This window comes from Pseudomonas sp. SJZ078 (genome assembly GCF_007828255.1).
In the GTDB taxonomy this organism is placed as follows: Bacteria; Pseudomonadota; Gammaproteobacteria; order Pseudomonadales; family Pseudomonadaceae; genus Aquipseudomonas.
Map to the genome: position 1 here is coordinate 1 of NZ_VIUG01000053.1, position 24,591 is coordinate 24,591.

Consider the following 24,591-nt stretch of genomic DNA (forward strand, 5'->3'; position numbering starts at 1 on the left):
AACATGACGTTGGCCAGCAAAAACGCCAGGCCGCGCTTGGGCATGCCGCAGAACCGTTCGCGGTTTTGCAGGGCAGCAGAAGGTTGGCGGGCCAGTAAGGCGCGTTGGCGATCGTCCATGAACAGGTCTCGTTGCGAGGGGCGCAGAAGCGCCATCAAAATAGTGGCGCGATGGTAAAGAGCCATCATTTTGGCGTCAACTTTTGATTCACCGGAAAAAGAGGTTTCGTCGGAAAATCAAGGCTGCGGGAAAGTCCGTCTTCGCGAGCAAGCCCGCTCCCACAGGAGAACTCAGGGTGTATGGGATTTATGCGAATGCATCGAGACCTGTGGGAGCGAGCCTGCTCGCGATGACGGAGGCTCATTCAGCATTGATGCAAGCTGACCCACCGCTATCGCGAGCAGGCTCGCTCCCACAGGGGATAGCGGTGTGTTGGGGACACTCGCCCGAACCGCACTCATAGCTGACGCCGGTCACCATCCCGTAACAAATTGTGAATAGCATTTCCGTTGGTACTCACAACCCAACTCTTCCGCCATGCCGGCAGCAGTACATCCACCACGAGCAGCTTGGTTGCAGTGGCAAAGAGAACCGGAACTGCGCTTCCTTCATGAATCGGATGCCATCATGACCACCCCGACCCTCGTCTCAGATTCGATAAGCCCCATCTCAAGACCGCAGCTCAACCGCAAGCCGAGCATGCTGACCCTGATCGTATTTTTTGCCGTGCTGGCCACCGGGCTGCTGTTCACCGCCTATAGCCTGGTCCGTGACATGGGCGAGTTCGGCACCGTGGTCACCACCTGGACGCCGTTCCTGTTGCTGGGTGTGGCGCTGCTGATTGCCCTGGGCTTCGAGTTCGTCAACGGTTTTCACGACACTGCCAACGCCGTGGCGACGGTGATTTACACGAACTCCATGGCGCCGAATTTCGCGGTGGCCTGGTCGGGGTTCTTCAATTTTCTCGGGGTGCTGCTGTCCAGCGGTGCGGTGGCTTTCGGCATCATCGCCTTGCTGCCGGTGGAACTGATTCTGCAAGTCGGGTCGTCGGCCGGTTTCGCGATGATCTTCGCTCTGCTGATCGCCGCGATCCTGTGGAACCTCGGCACCTGGTGGCTGGGCCTGCCGGCTTCGTCCTCGCACACCCTGATCGGCTCGATCATCGGCGTCGGCGTAGCCAACGCCCTGATGCACGGCCGTGACGGCACCAGCGGGGTGGATTGGGCCCAAGCGGCCAAAGTCGGCTACGCCCTGCTCCTCTCACCCCTGGTGGGTTTCGGCTGTGCCGCGCTGCTGTTGCTGGCGTTGCGAGCCTTCGTCAAGAATCGCGCCCTGTACAAGGCACCGGAAGGCAATACGCCGCCACCGTGGTGGATTCGCGGCATGCTGATCGCCACCTGCACCGGCGTGTCGTTTGCCCATGGCTCCAACGATGGCCAGAAAGGCATGGGGCTGATCATGTTGATCCTGGTGGGGACGTTGCCGATGGCCTATGCGTTGAACCGCACCATGCCTGCCGATCAAGCCTTGCAATTCGCCGCCGTGGCCGAAGTCACCCAGCAGGCCCTGGTCAAAAGCGCACCGCAACCGGCACCGGCAGATCCCCGGGCGGTCCTCTCCGATTTCGTCCGCAGCAAGCAAGCCACACCGCAGCTGGTGCCTGCCCTCGCCGCCCTCACCGGTGCCATCGGGGCCGAGGTCAAGGGTTACGGCTCATTGGCCAGGGTGCCCGCCGAAGCCGTGGGAAACGTGCGTAACGACATGTACCTGACCAGTGAAACCATTCGCCTGATGGACAAGAACAAAGTCGGCCATTTCGACGCCGACACCAGCGGCAAGCTGCAACTGTTCAAGCAGCAGATCGACAACTCCACGCGGTTCATTCCGCTGTGGGTGAAGATCGCCGTGGCCATCGCCCTTGGTCTCGGCACCATGGTCGGCTGGAAGCGGATCGTAGTGACAGTGGGTGAGAAGATCGGCAAGAGCCACCTCACCTACGCCCAGGGCGCCTCGGCGGAAACCGTCGCGATGCTGACCATCGGCGCCGCCGACATGTTCGGCTTGCCGGTGTCCACTACCCATGTGTTGTCGTCGGGGGTGGCCGGGACCATGGTCGCCAATGGCTCGGGCTTGCAGATGCGCACAATCCGTAATCTGCTGATGGCTTGGGTACTGACATTGCCGGCGGCGATTCTGTTGTCGGGCAGCCTCTACTGGCTGCTGACCCAATTGTTCTGACGGATGTTTTGCTGTCCACGGTGTAATAACAAGTCGTCATGACCATGAGCCCTGGCGCTACTGCTCCGGTAGTGGGCGCCAGGAACCGCCGGCATTTGCACTGCCTGCCTACACAGGCGACTAGATTTTCACCATCAACTCTCCCCGCCTATCCGCCTCCCCGTGCAACACCTCGATCACCCAGTCGATGAACACCCGCACCCGCGGCGACAGTTGTCGGTGGGGTGGGTACACGGCTGAAATCGGCCACAGCGGCACCGCGTAGTCGCTCAGAACCTGGATCAGGCGCCCTTCGGCCAACTGCCGCTGAACGTGGTAGCGCGGCACTTGGATCAAGCCAAATCCTGCCTCGCAGGCACTGACATAGGCATCGGCATTGTTGACGGTCAGTTCGCCCGGCATTTGCATCTCGCGCACCTGCCCCGCCACCTCGAATTCGAAGGGGAAGTATCGACCATTGCCGGAGGCGAAGCTGATGGCGCGGTGCGTCGCCAGATCCTCCAGCTGCCGAGGCGTGCCCGAGCGGGCCAGGTAGTCGGGGCTGGCGCAGGTCAGTTGATGCAGTCGCACGATGGGCCGTGCCACCAAGGCCTGGTCGGTGATATTGCCGGCGCGGATCGCGCAATCCACGCCTTCGCGTTGCAGATGCACCTGCCGGTCGTGAAAGCCGATGTCCAGTTGCAGCGCCGGGTAGCGCCGATAGAAATCCGCCAGGCGCGGCAGGATCCAGTGGCAACCGAAAGCGATGGGCATGTCCACCCGTAAGGTGCCGCGAGGTTGGCTCCGTTGGGCCGACAGCGAACCTTCGAGGTCATCGAGATCGTCGAGCAGTTGCCCGCAACGCTGGTAATAGGCCTCACCATCGAGCGTGGCGCGCACTTGCCGGGTGGTGCGCTGCAGCAGTTGCACGCCCAGGTGTGCTTCGAGCTGCTGGATCAGCAGGCTGACGGTGGCCCGGGGCAGATCGAGGTCATCCGCGGCCTTGCCGAAACCGCCCAGTTCGACAATGCGCCGGAACACCTGCATGGCCTGTAAACGATCCATTGGTACGCCTCACTATTCAGGAATCACGAATAGTTAAACCAATATTCATGGATTTATCCATGTAATCGTTTAGCGGAAACTGAGCATGTCATTCATCTGCAGGAGCAACATCATGAAAACCCGCCAACTGGGCCACCAAGGTCCTTACGTTTCCGCCATCGGCCTGGGCTGCATGGGCATGTCGGACTTCTATACCACCGGCGTCGATGAAAGGGAGTCGATTGCCACGCTGCACCGCGCGCTGGAACTGGGGGTGACGATGTTCGACACCGCCGACATGTACGGCCCTCACACCAATGAAGAACTCCTCGGCCGAGCCTTGAAAGGCAAGCGTGACAACCTTTACCTGGCCACCAAGTTCGGCCTGGTGCGCAGCAGCGATCCCCATGCCCGGGGCGTCAACGGCCGGCCCGAATACGTCCGGCAATCCGTGGACGGCAGCCTCAAGCGTCTGGGGACCGATTACATCGATCTCTACTACCAACACCGCATCGATCCCCAAGTGCCGATTGAAGAAACCATCGGGACCATGGCCGAGCTGGTCAAGGCCGGCAAAGTCCGCCAGATCGGCATTTCCGAAGCCAGCGCCGACACCATCCGACGGGCGCACGCGGTGCATCCACTGGCCGCGGTGCAAAGCGAATATTCGTTGTGGTCTCGCGAGCCCGAACACAATGACGTACTCGACACCTGCAGTCGCCTGGGCATCGCGTTTGTCGCCTACAGCCCATTGGGCCGCGGTTTTCTGACCGGCGAGCTGAAGACACCGGAAGACTTCGCCGCCGATGACTATCGCCGCTTCAACCCGCGCTTCCAGGCAGACAACTTCAACCGCAACCTGATGCTGGTGGACCGGGTCAAGGCACTGGCTGCGAACAAACACATCAGTGCTTCACAACTGGCCCTGGCGTGGGTGCTGGCCCAGGGTGACCACATCATCCCGATTCCGGGGACCAAACAGCGCAAATACCTGGAGAGTAATGTGGCAGCCGTCGAGGTGGTCTTGAGTGCCGACGAATTGGCCCAACTGGATGAGATTTTCGGCGCCAATGAGGCCGTGGCGGGCGAGCGGTACGATGCCCGGACGATGACATTGTTGGATGGTTGATTGGAGCGGCTGATATCACCGTCGGCTGATCCACCGCCATCGCGAGCAGGCTCGCTCCCACACTGGACTTGGGTGTACACGGCATTTGCGTACACCACCAGCCCCTGTGGGAGCGAGCCTGCTCGCGATGGCGGTGATACCTGTCGACAAAAATCAATTTGCCATCAAATCGCCTTGCAAAAAGACGATGCCCGTCTAGATTCAAAACTGTCTTCACAAGCGCAACCCAACACACCTGGGTCAGCCCCAAGCGAGAGCCTTTATCGACCTGAAAATCACCAGACGCTGCTTTTAGATTACTGACACGGAATCAGTCAAAAATATAAAAGAGGGATGCTTTGATGAAGCGTAGCCGGTGGTTTCGTGCGCTCGCGCAAAAGGGGCCAGCCATGCCTTTCTGGCTGTCACTGATCTGCTTCTCTGGCTTGGTGATCGCCAGCTTCGTGCTGTTCGAACAACAGATCCAGGACTCCCTGACCCATCTCAACCTGTACCTGCCTACGACGCCGTCCCAGAAACTCAACCTGGCGCTGTTGCTGATCGCCCTGCTGACGCTGGACGTAGTATTGCCGGTGCCGTCGAGCATGGTTGCGCTGCTGGCCGTGGCGATGCTTGGCAGCGTGGGTGGGTACCTGGTGATTTTCCTCGGGCTGTGCCTGGGGGCCGGGCTGGGTTATGCCTTGGGCGCCGGTTATTTCCGACTGCTATCGGGCCGACTGGGTCTGCACCAGCGCCAGCCGGGCCAGTTGGGGTATCGGCTGGGCACGCTGTCGTTGATCTGCCTGCGGGGCGTGCCGGTGTTGGCGGAAACTTCGGTGGTGGCGGCTGGGATGCAACGTTACCCGTTGCGAGCGTTCGTGCCGGTGACGGTCCTGGCCAACGCTGGCCTGGCGCTAGCCTACAGCGCCATCGGCACCTTCCTCGTCGAGCAGAATGCGTTGCTGGTGACCCTGCTCGCCAGCATGGTCTTGCCCGGGTTGTTCATCGTCGGGTACAGCCTGTTCAAAAACCTGCGCAAGCGCGACACCGAGCAATCCCTGCGCGGGCGTTTCGAGGTCAGTTATGACTACCCGGTGATATTCACCGATCATCTGTTCGACCCGCTCAATCCCTGTCTTCATCGCCAGCTCACCAGCCGACAACGAGGCCCGGTGACGGTCCTGGCGTTCGCCGATGAACAACTGCTGCACAGCATCCCATCGTTGCCGGAACAGATCGACGCCTACTTCACCGCCCATTCCGCGGACTTGCATTTGCAAGCGCCACCGATTGCCGTACCGGCCGGCGAACTGAGCAAGGATGCACAAGTGCTGCAGCAACTCTACAGCGACATGTTGCAGCACGGCCTGGACCGGCATTGCTACGTGCTGGCCCTGGGCGGTGGTGCGGTGCTGGATGCGGTGGGTTATGCCTGCGCCACTTTCCATCGCGGCATGCGTCTGATCCGTATCCCGAGTACCGTGCTGGCTCAGAACGACGCGGGCATCGGTGTGAAGAACGGCATCAACGCCTTCGGCCAGAAGAACCTGCTCGGTGCGTTCTACCCCGCCACGGCAGTGATCAACGATTTCCAGCTACTGATCAGCCTCAGCCATCGCGATCAGATCGCCGGCTTGGCCGAGGCGGTGAAAGTCGCGCTGATCAAGGACCAGGCTTTCTTCCAATGGATGGAGCAACAAGCCGACGCCCTCGCCCACTTCGATCATGCCGCCAGCCGCTATGCCATCCGCCGCTGCGCCGAGCTGCATCTGGCGCACATCACCGGTGCCGGCGACCCGTTCGAGCGCGGGAACGGTCGTCCGCTGGACTACGGCCACTGGGCAGCGCACAAGCTGGAAAATCTCAGTCATCACCGGCTGCGCCACGGTGAAGCGGTGGCGGTGGGCATCGCCCTGGACAGCCTCTACGCCAACAGCCTGGGACTGTTGAGCGATGCCGACAGCGAGCGCATTCTGCGCCTGCTGCTCAAGCTCGGCTTCTGTCTCAACCCTGCGGAACTGAATCTCAAGGATGCCCAAGGTCGTTCGCGGGTGTTGCTCGGGCTGGAAGAGTTCCGCCAGCACCTGGGCGGGGAGCTCTCCATCCCCATGCTCAATCGGATCGGCGAATCCCTGGACCTGCATGAGATCGATGCCGCTCGAATGGAGCAGGCACTGCAGCGCCTGTGCGCCCTCGGTGATCCGACGCTCACCTTGAGCGAAGGTTGCCCGCAATGAGCCAGGCACCACTGAACTTCAAGACCTGGATGACCCTGGGCCGGGTCTCCAACCTGCCCACGGTATGGACCAACACCCTGGCCGCCGCCCTGCTCGCCAGCAGCGCCGGAGCGCTGGCGCCACCGTCGTCCCTGGAGTGGCTCCTGCTGCTGGCCGCCCTGTCGCTGCTGTACCTGGCCGGCATGTTGTTGAATGACCTGCTGGATGCCGACTGGGACCAACAACACCAGAATCCTCGCCCCATCACCCTGGGCCTGGTCAGCCGCCAGCAGGTGCGGTTGGCCACGGCATTGTTGCTGATGCTCGCCGCTGCGGCACTGCTGGGCCTGAGCCGGTTGATCGATCAACCGCACTGGCTGCTGGGCAGCGCCACCCTGCTGGTAGCCTGCATCCTGGGCTACAACGTGTTGCACAAGAAGTACGCCCACAGCGTCTGGCTGATGGGCGCCTGCCGCTCGGCGCTCTACCTCACGGCGGCGGCCAGTCTGGCGATTCCGCCAGGGCCGATCTGGCTCTGCGCGATGCTGCTCGGCGTCTACATCAGCGGCCTGACCTATCTGGCCCGCCAGGAACACCGCAATCAGTTGCTCAGCCGCTTGCCCCTGCTGCTGATGCTGAGCCCGTTGGTGCTGGCGTTCTACTCCAATAGCGTCTGGTTCTGGCCGGTCATGCTGCTCTGGCTGGGATGGCTGGGCCGCAGTTACTGGCGTCACCTGGCGCAACCAAATCAACGGCAGGTACGGGCGTTCATCGGTGCCGGGCTGGCGGCCCTGCCACTGTTCGATGCCCTGGTGCTGGCGGTGGCTGACCAACCACTGGGCAGCCTGGCCTGTGTCCTGGTGTTTTTCCTGCTCCCACACTTCCAACGCTGGGTCAAACCGACATGAACACGGACGTTACCGCGCCGTCATCGACGGCCCTTGAAATGCGGCAGGATTGCCTCGCCGAACCTCGCCAGTTGCTCACGCAACGGCTCGACGATGCCGAGCGGCAATGGTGGGATCAGGCCCGGGAACAGCTGGGCCAACGCCCGGACGCAACGACTGCAGCGCTATTGAGCAGCCAGTGCAAGCGTCATCTCAAGGAACATGCGCTGCCCGGCAAGGCCGACTGGAGCACCGTGCAGCTCACACGGGCATTGCTGCTGGTCCAGGTACTGGAGCAACAGTCCGCCGGCGAGCAGTTGCCTCTGCTCCGTCAGTTGTTCCTGTGGGGCGACGACCAGGAGAAGATCGCGCTCTTGAAAGCCCTCGACTGGCTCGACAGCCAGGGGGCGTGCGTGGAGCTCGCCTTGCAAGCCGGGCGCACCAGCAACAGCCAGGTGTTTGCCGCACTCGCCCTGGACACCCTCTATCCGTCCCGTCACTACGACGACCGGGCCTTCCATCAACTGGTGTTGAAGGCCCTGGGCATGGGGCTCGACGTGCGGCGCCTGCTCGGCCTGACACAACGGCGCAGCGTCAGCCTCAACCAACTGGCTCTCGACCTGTTGGCCGAACAGCTCGCCGCCGAACGCACGGTGTCCGCCGGGTTGCCGCTGGTCATCGACTTCGACCTGCTCAGCCCGGCGCAACGCCAACGCCTGGTCGGCCTCGGCCAGCAGCAACGCCTGCCGCCGGAATGGCACGACGACCTGGCCCACATCCCACTGAACTGATGCCCGACGGCTCCCTGCTTTCTTGATGAGGACTCACCATGCCCAAGTACTTCGATCCGCACATCCATATGGTCAGCCGCACCACCGATGACTACCAGAACATGGCGGCTGCCGGCATCACCGGGGTCATCGAACCGGCCTTCTGGCAGGGCCAGGCCAGGACCAGTGTCGGCAGCTTCATCGACTACTTCGACACCTTGCTGGGCTGGGAGCGCTTTCGCGCCAGCATGTTCGGCATCCATCACTTCTGCACCATCGGCCTCAATCCCAAGGAAGCCAACGACCTGTCGATTGCCAACGAAGTACTGGAGATCTTGCCGCGCTACCTGGTCAAGGACGGCGTGGTGGCGGTCGGCGAAGTCGGCTACGACGACATCACCCCGCAAGAGGATCGCTTCCTCGCCGCGCAACTGGAACTGGCCCGGCAGTTCAATCTGCCAGTACTGGTGCACACCCCACACCGCGACAAGATCGGCGGCACCAAGCGGACCCTGGCGGTCATTCGCGAAGTCGGGATTGCCGAGCGCCTGGTGATCATCGACCACCTCAACGAACTGACCCTGCCCCTGGTGCTGGAAACCGACTGCTGGCGTGGCCATTCCATCTACCCCAATACCAAGATGTCGGAGCAGCGCATGGTCGCCCTGTTGCAGCAGTACGGTACCGAGAAAATGGTGGTCAACAGCGCCGCCGACTGGGGCATCAGCGACCCGCTCAAGGTGCCGAAAACCGGCCAGGCCATGCTGGCGGCCGGCTTCAGTGAAGCGCAGGTCGAGCAAGTGTTGTTCCACAACCCGGTGGACTTCTTCGCCCAGAGCGGCCAATTGGACAAGACCCAGGTCAGCACGCCGTTGCCCATCGACCAGCGGCGGCAGTGGCAGGAAAATTCCGCCCTGCGCGGCCAGGAACCGGTGATCAAATGAACGTCGGCACGGGTTGGCAAGCCGCGCAGGTCGGCTATTGCAGCAACGTGCACCCGACCCGTGATCTGGCCGGGCTGCGCTCGTCCATTGAACGGCATTTCAAAGGTGTGCGTATGCTGCGCAGGCTCGACGAACAGGACAGCGGCCTGTGGATCAGCGCCCTCGCCGCCGCCGAACTGCAACAGACGGCGGCGCGCACGGACTTCCTCAGCCTGCTGCAGAGCAGCGGGCTACGCCTGACCTCGCTCAACGGTTTTCCCTATGGCCAGTTTCATCAGGGCACGGTCAAGGCCGAGGTCTACCTGCCCAGTTGGGCCGATCCGAAGCGGCTGGTGTACAGCTTGAACCTGGCAAGGATCCTTGCCGAAGCCTTACCGGTAGACTGCGATCAAGGGGTGATTTCCACCGTGCCGCTGGGTTACGCCGCCCATTGGAATGCAATTTTGCACCGGTGCGCCGAGCATCAGTTACGCCAACTCACCGCCTCGCTGCATAGGCTGCATCAGGAGACCGGCAAGAAGATCGTGTTCTGCCTGGAGATGGAACCGGACTGTGTGCTGGAACACACCGACCAGGCCATCGCCTTCTTCCACCGCCTGCAAGCCAGCGATCCGCACCATGATCATCTGGCGCTGTGCTTTGACGTGTGTCACCAGGCGGTGGTCTTCGAGGATTGCTATCGGTCGCTGGACAAGCTGCGCCAGGCTCGGGTGCCCGTGGGCAAAATCCAGTTGTCCAACGCCCTGATCTGCCAACTGCCCCAGGAGTTCGAGCGCCGCGAACAGGTCCTCAAGACCCTGGGGGATTTTGCCGAAGCCACCTATCTACATCAGGTGAAAGCCCGCGACGGGCAGGATCGCCTGGCGGCGTGGGCGGACCTCCCCGCCGCCCTCGACGAATACGCAAAAAACCCTGAGCAACATCCCGAGTTGCGGATTCATTTCCACATTCCGCTGTTCAGCGAACACTTGCTGCTGCCCGAACTCAGCGGCAGCCAGATCGCCCTGGCGCAGACCTTCGACTTCCTCGCTAACCACAAGGATTTCTGTCCGGTACTGGAAGTGGAAACCTACAGCTGGGGTGTCCTGCCCGAGCAACTGCGTCCCACCACCGCTCATGCCCAACTCCAGGGCATCGCCAGAGAGCTGCGCTGGGTCGAAGAGCAACTGCGCCAACGGCACCTGCTGCAACCCCAAGCGCGGGAGGCCTATGCCAATGCCCTCTGAGCGCCCGCGCCAACCGCTGCTGCTGATCAACGTCGTGGGGCTGACCCCGGCGCTGCTGGGCGCGTCGACGCCGCACATCAATGCGCTGCTGAAGACGGCCAGGATGGCCACCCTGCAACCGGTGTTCCCGGCCGTCACCTCGTCGGTACAAGCCTCGATCCTCACCGGGCGCCCCCCCTCGGAACACGGCATCGTCGGCAACGGCTGGTATTTTCGCGACCAGGCCGAAGTACGTTTCTGGTTGCAGCCCAATGCCCTGATCCAGGGCGAGAAGGTCTGGCACACACTCAAGCGCCGGCTTCCCGACTTTCGCTGCAGCCAGTTGTTCTGGTGGTACAACATGTACGCGGACGTGGACGCCGCCATCACCCCGCGCCCGCACTATCCCGCCGATGGTCGTAAGCTGTTCGGCCTGTATTCGGCACCGCCGACGTTGCACGAACGTATCGAACAGCAGATCGGTGAGTTTCCGTTCCCGGCCTTCTGGGGACCGGCGGCGGGCATTGCGTCGAGCCGCTGGATCGTCGACTGCGCCATCGCCGAGTTCGAGATCAACCGCCCCGATCTGCAGTTGACCTACTTGCCTCACCTGGACTACAGCCTGCAACGCCTGGGGCCTGATCATCCATCGATCGCCGGTGAAGTACGCGCCATCGACACTGAGGTGGGTCGTCTGCTGGACTTTGCCCAGGCGCAAGGCGCGGCGGTGATGTTGCTGTCCGAATACGGCATCGAGGCCGTCCGCCAATCGGTGTCCATCAACCGGTTATTGCGCTCGGAAGGTTTGTTGCAAGTGCGTCAGTCCCTGAGCTGGGAATTGCTCGACCCCGGCGCCAGTGCCGCGTTCGCTGTCGCCGATCATCAAATCGCCCATGTCTATGTGAAACAGGCGCAGGACATTCCTCGGGTCAAGGCGCTGTTGCTGCGCCAGCCCGGCATCGAGCAGGTGTTGGATAAGGCCGAACAGCAGGCCTGGCAACTGGATCATCCGCGTAGCGGTGAGCTGGTGGCCGTGGCCGAGCCGGGTCATTGGTTCGATTATTACTACTGGCTCGACGACCGCAAGGCCCCCGACTTTGCCCGCACCGTGGACATTCACCGCAAGCCGGGCTACGACCCCCTTGAGCTGTTCATCGACCCGGCCATTCGTTTCCCAAGCTTGAAAGTGGCGCGCCGCCTGCTGCAGAAGAAGCTTGGCTTTCGCTACTACATGGACCTGATTCCACTGGACACCGGACTGGTTCGCGGCAGCCATGGACGCCTGCCCGACAGCGAGCTGACCGGCCCGCTGCTCATCACCAATTGTGATCTGCCATTGCCCCAGCGGCTTGCGGCTACGGCGGTGAAACAACTGCTCCTGGAACACTTCCTGGGGCGCCCTCACACCGACAAGGCCAATGCCAAGGAGCTTCCATGCGGCGAGCCATTTCCATCACAGTTCTGAGTGCCCTGGCCGGTTTGGCCCAGGCCGAGAACACCAACACCTTCGATTGCACCAACTTCCTGCAGTTCGGAACGAACATCGACCAGACCCGGGCCGCGTTCAACAAGAGCCCCGAGACCATGGCCTGGAACTGGTTCGTCTGCCTGAATCAGCCCGTCGTCCAGGGCAGCCCCGACCTCGAGTGGGAAACCATGAAGCCCTCCGACCAGGTCTACCTGCCCAATGGCGCCGCGCCGGGCACCTATGACCATCGTGTGCCGCCGCCGGATCAGGTCATTGCGCAAGCCAAGGCGCAAGGGATGAACCTGACCCGCACGATCCACAACCTCAATGCCACCCAGCAGGTCGATGGCCTGATCCTGCAAATGGGCGGTGCCGTGCCCGCGGACCAGAAAGGACAAGCCGTACGCTTTCAATTGCTGATGGGCAAGGACACCTACGATTACATCCTGCAACGCAAGGTCTACAACATGAATGGCCAGAGTGTCCTGCCAGACAATCTGGTATTCCCCTCCACCGCCTGGGAGTTGAAGTCCGCCTGGTTGTGGATTGGCACGGACACAGCTTACAAACAGACGCTGACGAACGATGGCTACTACATTGCCCAGGCCTATTACAAGAATGACGACGGCAGCTACGAGGTCGGCTACGCGGCATTGAGCGGCCTGCACGTGATCAACAAGCTGACTCCCAGCTGGGTCTGGACTACGTTCGAAAACATCAACAACCGCAAGTACACCGTCACCAACGCCCCATCGTCCAAGCCGATGACCAACACCACGGGGCCGACCCCGGCGGCTCAACCGGTCAATACGCAATTCCAGACCACTTACCCGGCGCTGTCGAAGTACGAACTGATCGGGGTGGAGTACCAGCCCATCAACCAGGTGCTGGCGAACTCCCAGCTGGAATCGGCGTTCCAGAGCACCTCGTCCTGCCTGGCCTGCCACAGTACGGCCGCCTACTCACGCGATGATGGCTACTTCAATTTTGCCCTGACGCATACAGGCGGCATTACCTACCCGACAGCCCCGCTGCCGGAATCGGACTTCGCCGGTTACAAGAAACTGGACTTTGTCTGGTCGCTGAAACGCGCCCAGTGGCAACGCTAAGGAGAGCATCACATGAGCGTATTGAATTTTCCTCGCATCTACCTCAACGGCCATATGTTCTGGAACCCGCCGACGGCCAACAACAACGATGTGTTCCCGCTGTATGACGCGGTCAACATGGACATTAACTGGCCGTTCATGAGCCACTTCGACATCACGCCCACGAACGCCCCCACCCTGCTGATGCCCTGGACCACCACGCCCCTGCAGATGAACGACTTGCCTGACTATGTGCTTCAGGTGCCAGGCAATGGCCGTGCTGGAAATTACCCATACATGCCGGCCGAGTGGGACCTGTTTGGCGACAACGCCTGTGGCACGGTAGACTACAACACCATCCACTCCACGATCATCGGCGGCGAGCTACAAGCCAACAGCTACATCGCCCAGGACGCATTGATCGGCAAGAACTACCAATTGCTTGGCAACCCCTTTGGCAATGCCGGTCCTACCGCCGCGCGTTTCGTAGACATCAGCCCGTGGCAGAACACCTTCACCGCGTTGTACTTCGACAAACTGGTGCTGGGGGATGCCACGTGCGGCCTGACGCTCAATCGCCAGTACCGGATGATGGACCGTTTCCTGAACTTCGAATGGGCAGGCGACTTGCATGGCCTGGTATATGTCAGCGTCACCTGGCAAACCTGCTTTTCCCAGGACAACGTGCAATGGGCCATCGGCGACTCGAACCTGCTGAAAAACCTTCAGCAGCAGATGACGCAACAAGGGGCGCAGGGGCTGATGTTCAGGTTCTCCACCTACCTGACCTGTTACGACATGAACGGCGTTTTCAACGACTTCCCTTACATCAACTCCCGCTCTCATGACCTCGATGTCATGAAGCAGATGCAACTGATGTATGACAAGGGCTTGAACAACGTCGCGGACATTTTCTTCAACCCCGCCTACAGCCGTACCGCCGCGACCCTGGGTCTCTGGTTCGCCGACGAATACCCCACCGCCCCAGGCGGGCTGCGCCTGATACCCGATCACGTCGTGTCTGTTTCCCAACCGGGCCAGGCCAAGCAGAGCATCAAGTTGGGCGTAACCTCAGTGCAGATCACCGACAACATTCTGTCGCTGGACCTGGCCAATACTTTTCCGTCTTATCCCGTGAACCCCAACGTCGCCAACCTGGACATCGCGGCAGTGGATACCAGCATTCCCATTGCGGTCCCGGAAAAATTCCAGGCCGGCAACTATCAACTGGGCGTCAACCAGAACGGATTTTTCACGCCCGTGGTCAGCTTCGGTTACGAGCATTACCAACAGTCCGCTTTCAACCTACGCTCAGGCCTGCTGGACTTCACCCTCAGCGATGCCGATAAAGCGCTCCTGCAGACCGGCTCGCTGGAGCTGCACCAGCAAGATTCGGCCCAGCCCAACGCTGTACGCGCGGCCCTTCAGCAGGAGTGGACCGCCGAAGTGATCGAGAGCGGCAGCTTCATCAATGTGGGAGACCATGCCACGCTGAGCATCATGGTGCAGCAAAACGGCCAGCCGGCCGCCAACACCACGCTGTGGGTGGCGGAGTATGACAATCCCTACATGGTGACCTCCAGCGACTACTACCTGGCCTTCAGCAATGACGCCGATTTCACGCTGTTCTATGACCACCCGGACCACCGCGAACTGAACGCACCCAATCTGCCGCAATTCACCGGAGCCCCCCCGATACCCAACTATCGGAGCACCGGCGCGGGACGCCGGCTTACCAACCTGGAAAAGGTAGACGACTCAATAGGAAAAGCCATCAGTTATCAGCAGTTCCTGCGGGGCGAGGGCAAACCGATTGCGGTCGATCTGCGCCCGTGCCTGGCCTTCGACGCAGGCATCTATGTCACCGGGACGCTGGCCAACGATCAGTCCACCCAGATCAACTATTCCTATGTCATGACCACCACCAACGACAAAGGCATTGCCCAAGTGAGTTTCAAGGGAGTGGCCCCAGGCTTCCCCACCTTGCGGTTTATCGTGAAGGACAGCGATAAAGACCCGACCATTCCCTTCAGCTTCCCGATCATCCAGGCCCACATCGACTTTCTCGCTCCGCTGCGGGTCCTGCCACTGGACTTCAAGCTGCAGCAGGACTTCGTCAACACCTGGAACGACATCTACCTGAAGCCGACCGCGGCCAAGGAGCTGTGGGACGGCTTCATCTATCCACGCATCCTGCAATCGTTCTACTACCTGTACCCGATCATGAATAAATACATGCCGCTCGACTCCCAGGCACGGGTCGAAGGCGCCATCGACCAGTTCATCGTACTGATCAAAAAGGAGTACCAGGATGAAAGCACGCTGGCGATGCCCATCACCCGCGACATGTCTCAAAGCCGTCGCTCGGTACTGGAGCTATGGGCCAAGCGCCTGGTCAAGCACAACTATCCGCCACAGCAACTTCATATGAGCGACTACGACGACCTTTGACGGTTTGCCCAGCACCACCGGGTGGCGGATCCGCTACCCGGCACTTCACAGGAGTGTCCTATGAAAGCCAGCATCTTGAAACGGCTGTTGCTGCTGACCCTGCTGTTCAGTCCTTGGGTTTTTGCCCAACAGGACAGCGGCGCGGTGTATTTCACCATGGGGGTGCACAACACCGAAGGCTGCAACGAACAGAACGGCAACTGCATCGCCAACCGCGCACCGGGTGACCCTTCCGACCCGTTCTTCCCGGCGTTCTGGATCAGCGACTGGACCATGTACCGGGTGATGCACAACTACCAGAAGAACCCGCCGCCCTACAGCAACCCGCCCACCACCCTCACCCCGGCGGACTACACCGTCTCGCGTGGCACCAGCTACTACGACACCACCTACATCCCGCCGGATGGCGACGGCTTCGGCGCGATGATGGAGCACTACGAAAAATACTGCCTGCCGATCTTCCCGATCAAGAACAACAACTACACCTGCTCCTTCGTGTCCCTGGGCAACAAGGCGTACTTCCTGACCTACCCGCAGGATCGCCCCAAGGACATGCCGGCGTGCTGCATGTTCTCGCCGATGAACCATCCGCCACGACAGGATTTCATCCAGCACCTGCCCTACAGTGCCGCGCGCAGCCAGAATCTCAATGGCAGCGTGCAGGCCTATGCCCTGGACCTCGACTCACCGCAGGGGCCGATCCTGTTCGGCTACGCCTTCTACAAAGAGATGTCAGGGCAACCGCCCTACCGGCATCCGCAGTCGTTCTACTTTTCCGGCGACGCCAGCGTCGCCAACGCCCCCATCGTCAGCCAGAACTACACCAACTTCCGCATCGCCAAGCCCGACCCGGCCCAGACCTGGGCACAGGTGGCCGCCATGTGTCCGTCGAATCCGCCGCCCTGCAAGTTGTTCGAGCCGCCGGCTTCGCAGAGCAACGGCCAGAAGGCTCAGTGGAACAAGCTGATGCAGCGCAAGCCCTGAAAACTCACAAGGATTTATGTGACAAGGAGATTGTGGCGAGGGAGCTTGCTCCCGCGAGGCTACGAAGTAGCCCCAGAAATACCGGGAGCGCTGCGCACTCCAGCGGGAGCAAGCTCCCTCGCCACACGTGAATCGACTCAAGACGAAGGATTGCCATGAAAACGTTCACCATGATGATACTGGGGCTTGCCAGCCTGCCTGCCCTGGCCCTGGATCAAACCCAGAACCAGAGCAAACCGACACAGGCCAGCACCCTCAATTGCCAGCCCCCCTCTTCCGCGCCCGCCGCCAATGCCAGCCAGGATCTGTTCGATCAGTACAGCTGGCAGATGTTCATCGCCATGAACTGGCCCGCCCAGAATGGGCAACGCGGTGATCCCGACTGCAGCAAACAACCTGGGGACGCCGGCTACACCGTCTGGCAAACCTACAAGACCGTGGAGGAAATCTTCCTGCCGCAGGGGGCGGATCCGGGTCCCTGGAATACCCCGCAGAAAGCCAAGAGCCTGGGCATCATCAACATCGCGGCGCTGAAAAACAGCACCCAGGTGAACGCCGTCGACCAGGCCGTCGGTGGCTGGCTGATCGACCAGGCCGGCAACCCGACCTACTACGATATCTCGGCCAACGAGACCTCCTATGACTACATCGTCAATAATCAGTACTACAACGCCGATGTCGTCTCCAAGGCCAACAACATCAACTTTCCCAACGGCGTCATCGAGATCAAGTCGAGCTGGCGCATCCTGACCACCAGCGACAATGCCAGCCGCTACCTGACCCAACTCGCCCGCGTCGCCACCTTCGATGACCAGGGCCAGCGCACCGGCGTGACCGAGGCCTACCTGGGCCTGGTAGGCCTGCACATCATCACCAAGGTGAACGGCTATCCGCAGTGGATCTGGTCGACTTTCGAGCAGATCGACAATGTGCCGCCCAAGACGCTGGTGCATGGTCAGTGGGTCGACCAGCCGGCATCGGGCATGGCCTATTCCTACTTCAACGCCAACGCACCCGCCGCCAGCCTCAACCAGTCGCCCTGTGACTGGCAGCCCCAAGGCGCACACCTGGTCTGCGTGCCCAAGCCTGGGACTACGTTCCAGACCCCCAACCCATTGAACCGGGTCACGCCGATTGCCGAAGTCACCGACCAGGTGAACGCTGACTACCGCAGCAACCCCGACCTGCAGAAAAGCGTGTTGAAGTACTACCAGCTCATCACCACCCAGCGCCCGCTGATGCCGGACAACCCCAGCAATCCCCTGGGCCAGCCGACCCCATCGCTCTCGGCCAACGTGACCATGGAGAGCTACATCCAGCCCAACAGCAGTTGCATGAACTGCCACTCCATGGCGACGCCGGTCAAGAGCCCCTACAAGGCCGATTTCTCCTACCTGTTCAAATTCGCCAATTCGCCGGTCATCAAATCCATCAAGGACGAGGAATAAATCATGAGCATCCTGAACGGGCCCCGACTGAATTTCTGGGGTGGCATCCGCACTGACGTCAGCCTGCCGAACAACTCCCCTACCATTCCTTACAACGGCAACGACGACTGGCCGCTCTTCGACCTGACCACCTCGACCCTGGCACCGGGTGCGCAGTCGTACACCGACGATCAGTTGAACAACATGATCAATGCGCCCACTGGCAACTACTACACCGCCGGCGGCTGGAATCACTACGGGCAACACGTCGTCGACATGCAGAACGCCTTGATCAGTTCCCAGGGGATACCGGGCAGCATCAGCACTACCGGTGACCTGGTGGGCCAGCCGGTCTACCTGCTCGGCTCGGTGGATCCGGTGACCCAACAGGGCCCGGTTTCCGGTCCGATGATGGTGGACCTGGACCCCACCTCCTCGACCACTACCCAGATCTTCGTCGGTGGCCTGCAGATCGGCGGCACCAGTGACATCCAGTTGTTGATTCACAGCAACACCGTGTGCAGCAGCTTCGACGTGGCCGGGCGAGTTTTGTTGCCGGCGAAGATGGACGCGCCGGGCTCCTTCCATGCCAGCGGCACGTTCCAGTTGACCTTTCCCCTGAGCAGCATCGTCAGTTGGAACCAGAACAGCGCCGGTCTGCGCGCGATCATCCAGGCGCCGGGGGCGACGGGGATCGTCCTGCGTTTCGTCATGTTCGAGATGTGCCCGACGATGACCACCGAGCAACTGGACGCCGACTACGCGGCCGGCAAGTACACACCCAACCCGAGCATCGGCCGGGTCATCGGCACATTGGCCCCGGCTTTTGCCGACGAGCCGCTGAGTTGCCAGCCGGGCCGACAACTGGTCAACCAGGCCACGGGGAATGCCGGCTATGCCGACCTGGGCGCCAGCAACGGTTACCTGAGCATCGACATGGTGAATGTCATTCCGAAGGAAACCTTTCGCGCCGTCAGGGACGACATCACCAGCCCCATCGGCCCCAACGCCAACTACGGCCCCGTCACCGTCTCGGCCGGTACCACCGCCCTGGCGACCCTGGACCCGACCAGCAGCCCGCTGCTGAACTACTACGTGTATGGTGGCATCGTCGACTTGCCCATGACCGCCAGCCAACAGCAGGCGGTGCGGACCAGCGCCCTGGCGATCAACGCCCCCGGCAAGGTCGCCGGCACCACGCTGCAAGCGACTGAATCGACCTATCGGCTCTATGCCGACCAACGCAATGTCTATCTCGAGGATTACCCAAAAGGCCTGTCGATCACCCTGCAGGTCCGATACCTGGGCGGCCCGGTAACCAGCACCACCGAAATTGACCTGAAAGCGGCTCCGCCTGCCGCGTATACGGAACCGCAGTATTGGGATTTCCTCGACTTCCCCGACTCGCTGACCGTAAACCCCGGGCAGCTTTCCGTCAGTTTCCCCGTCACCGTCAAATCGAACAGTGCCGCCCAGGCGGGTTTCGTGGCCCTGACCTGCACCGCCAACGGTCTGGACAGCAGCGCCTGGTTTACCAACTTCCGCAAATACGCCCAGACCGATTTCGGTATCCCCAAGGGCACCCCCATCACCTGGCCGCTGATGTACCCCAACGTCCTGCGCTTCCATTACCTGGCCTTCCCCGCCATGTCGCGCTACATCCCGCTGAACCAGCCCGACGCGATCATGGGCGCCAAGAATGCCATCCTGGCGCGAACGTCGGATGCCTACAAAGGCACCACCTTGTTCATGCCCGTGGTGCGCTCGATGTCGCCCTGCCAGCGGGCGCTGCTACGGGCCTACCTCACCGGTGAGCCGTGGCAACCGCCGCAGTGATCGCATCCCACCCTTCATGACGGAGAGCCGCTTCATGTCTATTCATATACCTGCGCAACCCAGCCAAAGCCTGCGCCCGAGTATGATCATTGCCGAAGGCCTGCTGAACCCTCGCGGCGTCTGCGTGCGACCCGACGGCAGCCTGTTACTGGTCGAAGCCGGCTCCGGCCTGCCGGAACAGACCTTCAGCGGTCGCATCAGTCGCCTGCGACCCGATCCCCAGCGGCCCGGCGTCTACCTGCCCCGTGAAACGCTGGCGGACGGGTTTCGTGCCATGAACATGCAGCTACGCATGCTGCGTGACGAAATAATGGGGCTGTCGGACGTGGCCTGCGGAGAGGGGCGCTACCTGGTCAGCCAGACCGATTACATCGAGGGTTCCAAACTATTGGACATGCAATTCACACCGCCCGAACCGGTGTTTCGCAGCCGTGGCAATCTCAATGCCCTGTGTTATCACCCCTCTCGCCGCAGTTGGCTGGCGGTCAAGCCTGATACCAATCAGTTGGTGGAGTTCGTCGACGGCCAGGACGAGCGGGTACTGGTCCAACTGCCCGCGCTGGACCAGGGCCAGGAAGCCGTGCCCGTGACGTTGGTGTACGAACCGGCGACGGACGCTGTGCTGATCAGCCTGTTCTCCGGCGAACGACAAGACGACTCTGCGCGCAAGGGCATCGACTTCGTCGACAAGGCGGGCCAGGTGATCCGGGTCCATCCCGGCAGCGGGCAGATCGAACGGCTGATCGATGGCCTGCAACTGCCCACCGGCCTGGCGCTGTGCCCGGCCGGAAACGTGCTGGTACTGGAACTCTGCGACCGCCTGCAACAACCCCTGCTGCCGGACTGGAACGGCGAACCCCTACACGGCGGCTTCACCCGGTTCAGCGGTCGATTGCTGAGCTGCAACCTGCAGACCACCCAGGTCACCGTGCTCGCCCAAGGCCTGGATACCCCATCCAACCTGTGCGTGGTGGAGGATGCCGTGCTGGTGAGCGAAGGCATGGGCCTGACCGGAAGGCCACTGCCCGCGCCCGACGGCCATGTCGTCCCGCTGAGCGGCAGACTTCGGCGGGTACAGCTTTGACGACGCGGGATAAGCCAACATCGCCGCAAGCTGTCCCGCCGCCTTCGCGAGCAAGCCGGGCCGGCCGTGCAGGCCAATGCGATTATGACTTTTTCATGGAAACTCCTTGGACACCTGGTTTATGGAGCGAGACGCGTAAAGACAAAATCGTGGTTCTGCACCCGCGCCTGGTGGCAGGCGAAACAGGTCTGGTGCTGGGCCTCGTCGGCGGGCTTACCGTTGATAAAGCGACCGAAGCCCCAACCGCCGGTTGACGCATACTTCTTCGAGTCCTTGACCATCACCTGGACGGTGGTGGCCGCTCCAGAAATCGACGCCGGCTCGAACTCAGGTGACTGCACGTGCTTCCAGGCCAGCTTCACCAGGACCGTGCCGTCGGGGAACGGCAGCGTCGAGTCCTGGTAAGCCTTTATGGCCCGGTCATTGCCCAGCACCGCTCGAAGCTCGTTCAGCGGCTCGGCTTCCTGCGCCGGCGCGATCAGTTGCCATGTGCGGTACCCCTCGGGAAGCGTCACCCCATAGATCGGTGAAGCCTCGCCGCTGCCGGTATCGCCCAAGGCGACGCCGGCGGTGATCAACGCCACCGATGCAACCGCGGCGGACGCGGCCAGATGCTTGAATTTCATCGTCGAGCTCCTCGTACCGAGTCAGAGATGATCAGCATCGATCACGGCCTGGGCGAAGGCTTGCGGGGCCTCCTGAGGCAAGTTGTGACCGACACCGCCGCTGATCAACCGGTACTCGTACTTGCCGGTAAAGCGCTTGGCATAGGCCTCGGCCGGTGGGTGCGGCGCGCCGTTGGCATCGCCTTCAAGGGTGATCGTCGGCACCCCGATGGACGGGAACGTCGCGAGTTTCTTCTCCAGCGCGTCGTACTTGGCCTCGCCCTTGATCAGACCCAGGCGCCAGCGGTAGTTGAAGATCGATACCGGGACGTGGTCAGGGTTCTGCAACGCGGCGGCGCTGCGGTCATAGGTCGCGTCGTCGAAGTCCCACTTCGGCGAGGCCAGTTTCCAGATCAGCTTGGCGAAGTCGTGGGTATTTTTTTCATACCCCAGGCGACCACGCTCGGTGGCAAAGTAGAACTGGTACCACCACTGCAACTCGGCGGCCGGTGGCAACGGCGCCTTGCCGGCGTCCTGACTGCCGATCAGATAGCCACTTACCGCCACCAATGCCTTCACCCGCTCCGGCCACAGCGCCGTGACGATGTCGGCGGTGCGCGCGCCCCAGTCATAGCCACCGAGCACGGCCTGCTTGATGTGCAAGGCGTCCATGAAGTCGATCAGGTCGCTGGCAAGCGCGGCAGGCTGACCGTTACGCACGGTCTTGGCCGACAGGAAACGTGTATCGCCATACCCCCGGGCATAGGGAATCAATACGCGATAGCCCTTCTGGGCCAGTGCCGGCGCCACATCGGTGTAGCTGTGGATGTCGTACGGCCAGCCGTGCAGCAGGATGACCACCGGCCCATCGGCGGGACCGACCTCGGCATAGGAAACGTCCAGCAGCCCCGCCTTGACGTGCTTCAACGGGCCGAACGAAGTGTTGGTTCCGGGCGTGATGGCGCCGATGGTACCGGCCGGCACCTCGGCAGCGCTGGCCTGTGACGAGGTCACGGCCAGGGCGCCCAACTGCATCATGGCGATCGCCAGGACAGCCGGCGCGAGCAGACGCCGGTGCCGCGGTTTGGAGGTGTGGTTCAACAGGGTCTTGGTCATGGTGAGTCTCCCTTGCGAACCGCCGTTCGGCGGTCGCGGGTTGTGAAATCGAAGGTGTCTGCCGGACGCACTGCGGTGCCGGATTATTTCGCCGCCGCACGCAGTGGCCGGAATGCTTCACGCAATTCTTCGCTGAACAGCTGCGGCTGTTCCCAGGCGGCGAAGTGACCGCCCTTGCTGACTTCTTTGAAGTAGGACAGCGACGGATAGGCGCGCTGTGCCCAGGTCTTCGGTGCCTGATAGATTTCGTGCGGGAACACCGTGATCGCCACCGGCACCTTGATGTCGGTGGTCTTCTGCGCGGCTGCGCTGAAATTATTGTTGTTGTTCTCCCAGTAGAAACGGGAAGACGACGCCCCGGTGTTGGTCAGCCAATACAGGCTGATGTCGTCGAGCATCTCATCGCGGCTGAGCACGCGTTCAGGCTTGCCGTCACTGTCGGTCCAGGCCGCAAACTTCTCGTACATCCACGCCGCCGTACCGGTGGGCGAATCGGCCAGCAGGTAGCCGATGGTCTGCGGCCGGGTCACCATCATCGCGCCGTAGGCCGCGTTACGACCGAAGAACGTACTCAGGGAGGTGTAGGCCCGGCGTTCCGGATCGGTCAGCCCGGCGGGTGCCGCATCGCCGCTGTTGATCGGCTTTACCAGCTCCGGCGGCACGGTGGCCGGCATGTTCAGGTGGATACCCAGCAATCCGGGCGGCGCCAGGCGGCCCAGCGCATCGGAAATCACCGAGCCGTGATCGCCGCCCTGGGACACGTAATGGCTGTAGCCCAGGCGCTTCATCAGCACGTCCCAGGCCTTCGCCACCCGGTCGGGGCCCCAGCCCAATTCGGTGGGCTTGCCGGAAAAACCATGGCCGGGAATCGACGGGATGATCACATCGAAGGCATCTTCCGCGCGGCCGCCGTAAGCGGTCGGATCGGTCAGCGGGCCGATGGTCTTGAGGAACTCGAACTGCGATCCCGGCCAACCATGGGTGAGGATCAGCGGCATGGCGTTGGGGTGGCGCGAACGCACGTGGATGAACTGGATGTCGACGCCATCGATGGTGGTGATGAACTCCGGCAGGGCATTGAGCTTGGCCTCGGCCTTGCGCCAGTCATAACCGTCTCCCCAGTACTTCACCAATGCCTGGACCTGGGCCAGTTGTACGCCTTGGGAGACGTCGTTGACGGTTTCCTTGTCGGGCCAACGGGTGGCCGCAATACGTTTGCGCAGTTCGCTCAACTGCGCTTCATCGACGTGAATATGGTACGGGCGAATCGCCTCCGACCCGGCCGGTGCGGCGCTGACGGATAGACCGTCCGCAGCCAGGGTGACACCGCTACCGGCAAGCAGGGCAAGACCGACAACAGCGGACGACGCCAGGCAACGCTGCCAGGTAAAAACGGAAGAAGCTGCATGCATGATGGATCTCCATTTGAAAGTCCGTGGTGAGAAAGCATTGGCTCTCTCGACGCAGCTCATTTAAGGCCGGGCAGGTATCGCGGATATGTCAGCAACGGCCCGTAAAGAAACAGTCCGTATCGGCATGGGGGTTGGATACACAGGGATACATTGGAACTCAACCACGGAACTGTGGGAGCGGGCTTGCTCGCGAAGGCGGTGGCACATTCAACATAGAGGCAAGCTGACCTACCGCTTTCGCGAGCAAGCCCGCTCCCACAGGGGATTTGGGGTGGGCATGGGGTCTGTGGGCGATTCGGACAACCATGTGGGAGCGAGCCTGCTCGCGATGACGGCAGCACATTCAACATCACTGCAAGCTGACCCACCGCTTTCGCGAGCAAGCCCGCTCCCACAGGGGATCTGGGGTGGGCAAGGGGTCTGTGGGCGATTCGGACAACCCATGTGGGAGCGGGCTTGCTCGCGATGACGGCGGCACATTCAACATCACTGCAAGCTGACCCACCGCTTTCGCGAGCAAGCCCGCTCCCACAGGGGATCTGGGGTGGGCATGGGGTCTGTGGGCGATTCGGACAACCCATGTGGGAGCGGGCTTGCTCGCGATGACGGCGGCACAGTCAACATCCATGCAAACTGACACACCGCTATCGCGAGCAGGCTCGCTTGTATGTTTAGACTTGAAGGGGTGGGCGGGACTAAAAGCTCGATTCCGACTCTAGCCAGTACGGA

General features: G+C 61.7%; 18 protein-coding genes. 14 read left to right on the plus strand and 4 right to left on the minus strand.

What is annotated here, in order from left to right; translation table 11 throughout:
• Positions 1 to 627: 627 nt before the first annotated feature.
• Positions 628 to 2,238 carry an inorganic phosphate transporter gene (locus tag FBY02_RS26980; protein ID WP_144931443.1) on the plus strand — a complete coding sequence of 537 codons (1,611 nt, stop codon included), beginning with the start codon at positions 628 to 630 and terminating at the stop codon, positions 2,236 to 2,238.
• A gap of 120 nt (positions 2,239 to 2,358) precedes the next feature.
• Here the strand turns inward: FBY02_RS26980 and FBY02_RS26985 are convergent, their stop codons facing one another.
• Positions 2,359 to 3,282, minus strand: a complete 924-nt coding sequence (locus tag FBY02_RS26985) for a LysR family transcriptional regulator (RefSeq protein ID WP_144931445.1) — start codon at positions 3,280 to 3,282, stop codon at positions 2,359 to 2,361.
• 112 nt (positions 3,283 to 3,394) lie between these two features.
• On the opposite strand from FBY02_RS26985, the gene FBY02_RS26990 reads away from it, so the two are divergent.
• The 13 genes from FBY02_RS26990 to FBY02_RS27050 all read left to right on the plus strand — a co-directional run bounded on the left by FBY02_RS26990 (position 3,395) and on the right by FBY02_RS27050 (position 20,729).
• Positions 3,395 to 4,390, plus strand: coding sequence for an aldo/keto reductase (locus FBY02_RS26990; protein WP_144931447.1), 996 nt, complete (start codon positions 3,395 to 3,397; stop codon positions 4,388 to 4,390).
• Positions 4,391 to 4,731: 341 nt separating this feature from the next.
• A complete protein-coding gene (locus FBY02_RS26995; protein WP_144931450.1) occupies positions 4,732 to 6,606 on the plus strand; it encodes a 3-dehydroquinate synthase in 1,875 nt (624 codons plus the stop codon).
• A complete protein-coding gene (locus FBY02_RS27000; RefSeq protein ID WP_144931452.1) occupies positions 6,603 to 7,493 on the plus strand; it encodes a UbiA family prenyltransferase in 891 nt (296 codons plus the stop codon). Before FBY02_RS26995 ends, FBY02_RS27000 begins: the two co-directional genes overlap by 4 nt.
• A complete protein-coding gene (locus FBY02_RS27005) occupies positions 7,490 to 8,263 on the plus strand; it encodes an EboA domain-containing protein (protein WP_144931454.1) in 774 nt (257 codons plus the stop codon). Before FBY02_RS27000 ends, FBY02_RS27005 begins: the two co-directional genes overlap by 4 nt.
• Positions 8,264 to 8,301: 38 nt before the next feature.
• Positions 8,302 to 9,186: a TatD family hydrolase gene (locus FBY02_RS27010; protein WP_144931455.1), complete on the plus strand. Its 885-nt coding sequence runs from the start codon at positions 8,302 to 8,304 to the stop codon at positions 9,184 to 9,186.
• Positions 9,183 to 10,412 (plus strand): metabolite traffic protein EboE, encoded by a 1,230-nt coding sequence (gene eboE / locus FBY02_RS27015; RefSeq protein WP_144931457.1) that lies wholly within the window; start codon positions 9,183 to 9,185, stop codon positions 10,410 to 10,412. Before FBY02_RS27010 ends, eboE begins: the two co-directional genes overlap by 4 nt.
• Complete coding sequence (locus FBY02_RS27020) at positions 10,402 to 11,856, plus strand: alkaline phosphatase family protein (RefSeq protein ID WP_144931477.1); 1,455 nt, start codon at positions 10,402 to 10,404, stop codon at positions 11,854 to 11,856. Before eboE ends, FBY02_RS27020 begins: the two co-directional genes overlap by 11 nt.
• Complete coding sequence (locus FBY02_RS27025) at positions 11,826 to 12,968, plus strand: hypothetical protein (protein ID WP_144931459.1); 1,143 nt, start codon at positions 11,826 to 11,828, stop codon at positions 12,966 to 12,968. The genes FBY02_RS27020 and FBY02_RS27025 overlap by 31 nt, the downstream gene beginning before the upstream one ends.
• 12 nt (positions 12,969 to 12,980) lie before the next feature.
• Positions 12,981 to 15,398 carry a hypothetical protein gene (locus tag FBY02_RS27030; protein ID WP_144931461.1) on the plus strand — a complete coding sequence of 806 codons (2,418 nt, stop codon included), beginning with the start codon at positions 12,981 to 12,983 and terminating at the stop codon, positions 15,396 to 15,398.
• A 60-nt stretch (positions 15,399 to 15,458) separates the two neighbouring features.
• Entirely contained in the window at positions 15,459 to 16,382 is a 924-nt protein-coding gene (locus FBY02_RS27035) for a hypothetical protein (RefSeq protein ID WP_144931463.1), read from the plus strand.
• Positions 16,383 to 16,537: 155 nt separating this feature from the next.
• A complete protein-coding gene (locus FBY02_RS27040; RefSeq protein ID WP_144931465.1) occupies positions 16,538 to 17,830 on the plus strand; it encodes a hypothetical protein in 1,293 nt (430 codons plus the stop codon).
• A 3-nt stretch (positions 17,831 to 17,833) separates the two neighbouring features.
• A complete protein-coding gene (locus FBY02_RS27045; RefSeq protein WP_144931467.1) occupies positions 17,834 to 19,645 on the plus strand; it encodes a hypothetical protein in 1,812 nt (603 codons plus the stop codon).
• A 34-nt stretch (positions 19,646 to 19,679) separates the two neighbouring features.
• Entirely contained in the window at positions 19,680 to 20,729 is a 1,050-nt protein-coding gene (locus FBY02_RS27050) for a hypothetical protein (protein WP_144931469.1), read from the plus strand.
• A gap of 119 nt (positions 20,730 to 20,848) precedes the next feature.
• Here FBY02_RS27050 and FBY02_RS27055 read toward each other — a convergent pair whose 3' ends face one another.
• The 3 genes from FBY02_RS27055 to FBY02_RS27065 form a co-directional block, all read right to left on the minus strand.
• Complete coding sequence (locus FBY02_RS27055; RefSeq protein ID WP_144931470.1) at positions 20,849 to 21,355, minus strand: cytochrome P460 family protein; 507 nt, start codon at positions 21,353 to 21,355, stop codon at positions 20,849 to 20,851.
• Between the two features lie 21 nt (positions 21,356 to 21,376).
• Complete coding sequence (locus FBY02_RS27060; RefSeq protein ID WP_144931472.1) at positions 21,377 to 22,450, minus strand: alpha/beta fold hydrolase; 1,074 nt, start codon at positions 22,448 to 22,450, stop codon at positions 21,377 to 21,379.
• An 83-nt stretch (positions 22,451 to 22,533) separates the two neighbouring features.
• A complete protein-coding gene (locus FBY02_RS27065) occupies positions 22,534 to 23,862 on the minus strand; it encodes an epoxide hydrolase family protein (RefSeq protein WP_144931474.1) in 1,329 nt (442 codons plus the stop codon).
• Between the last annotated feature and the right edge of the window lie 729 nt (positions 23,863 to 24,591).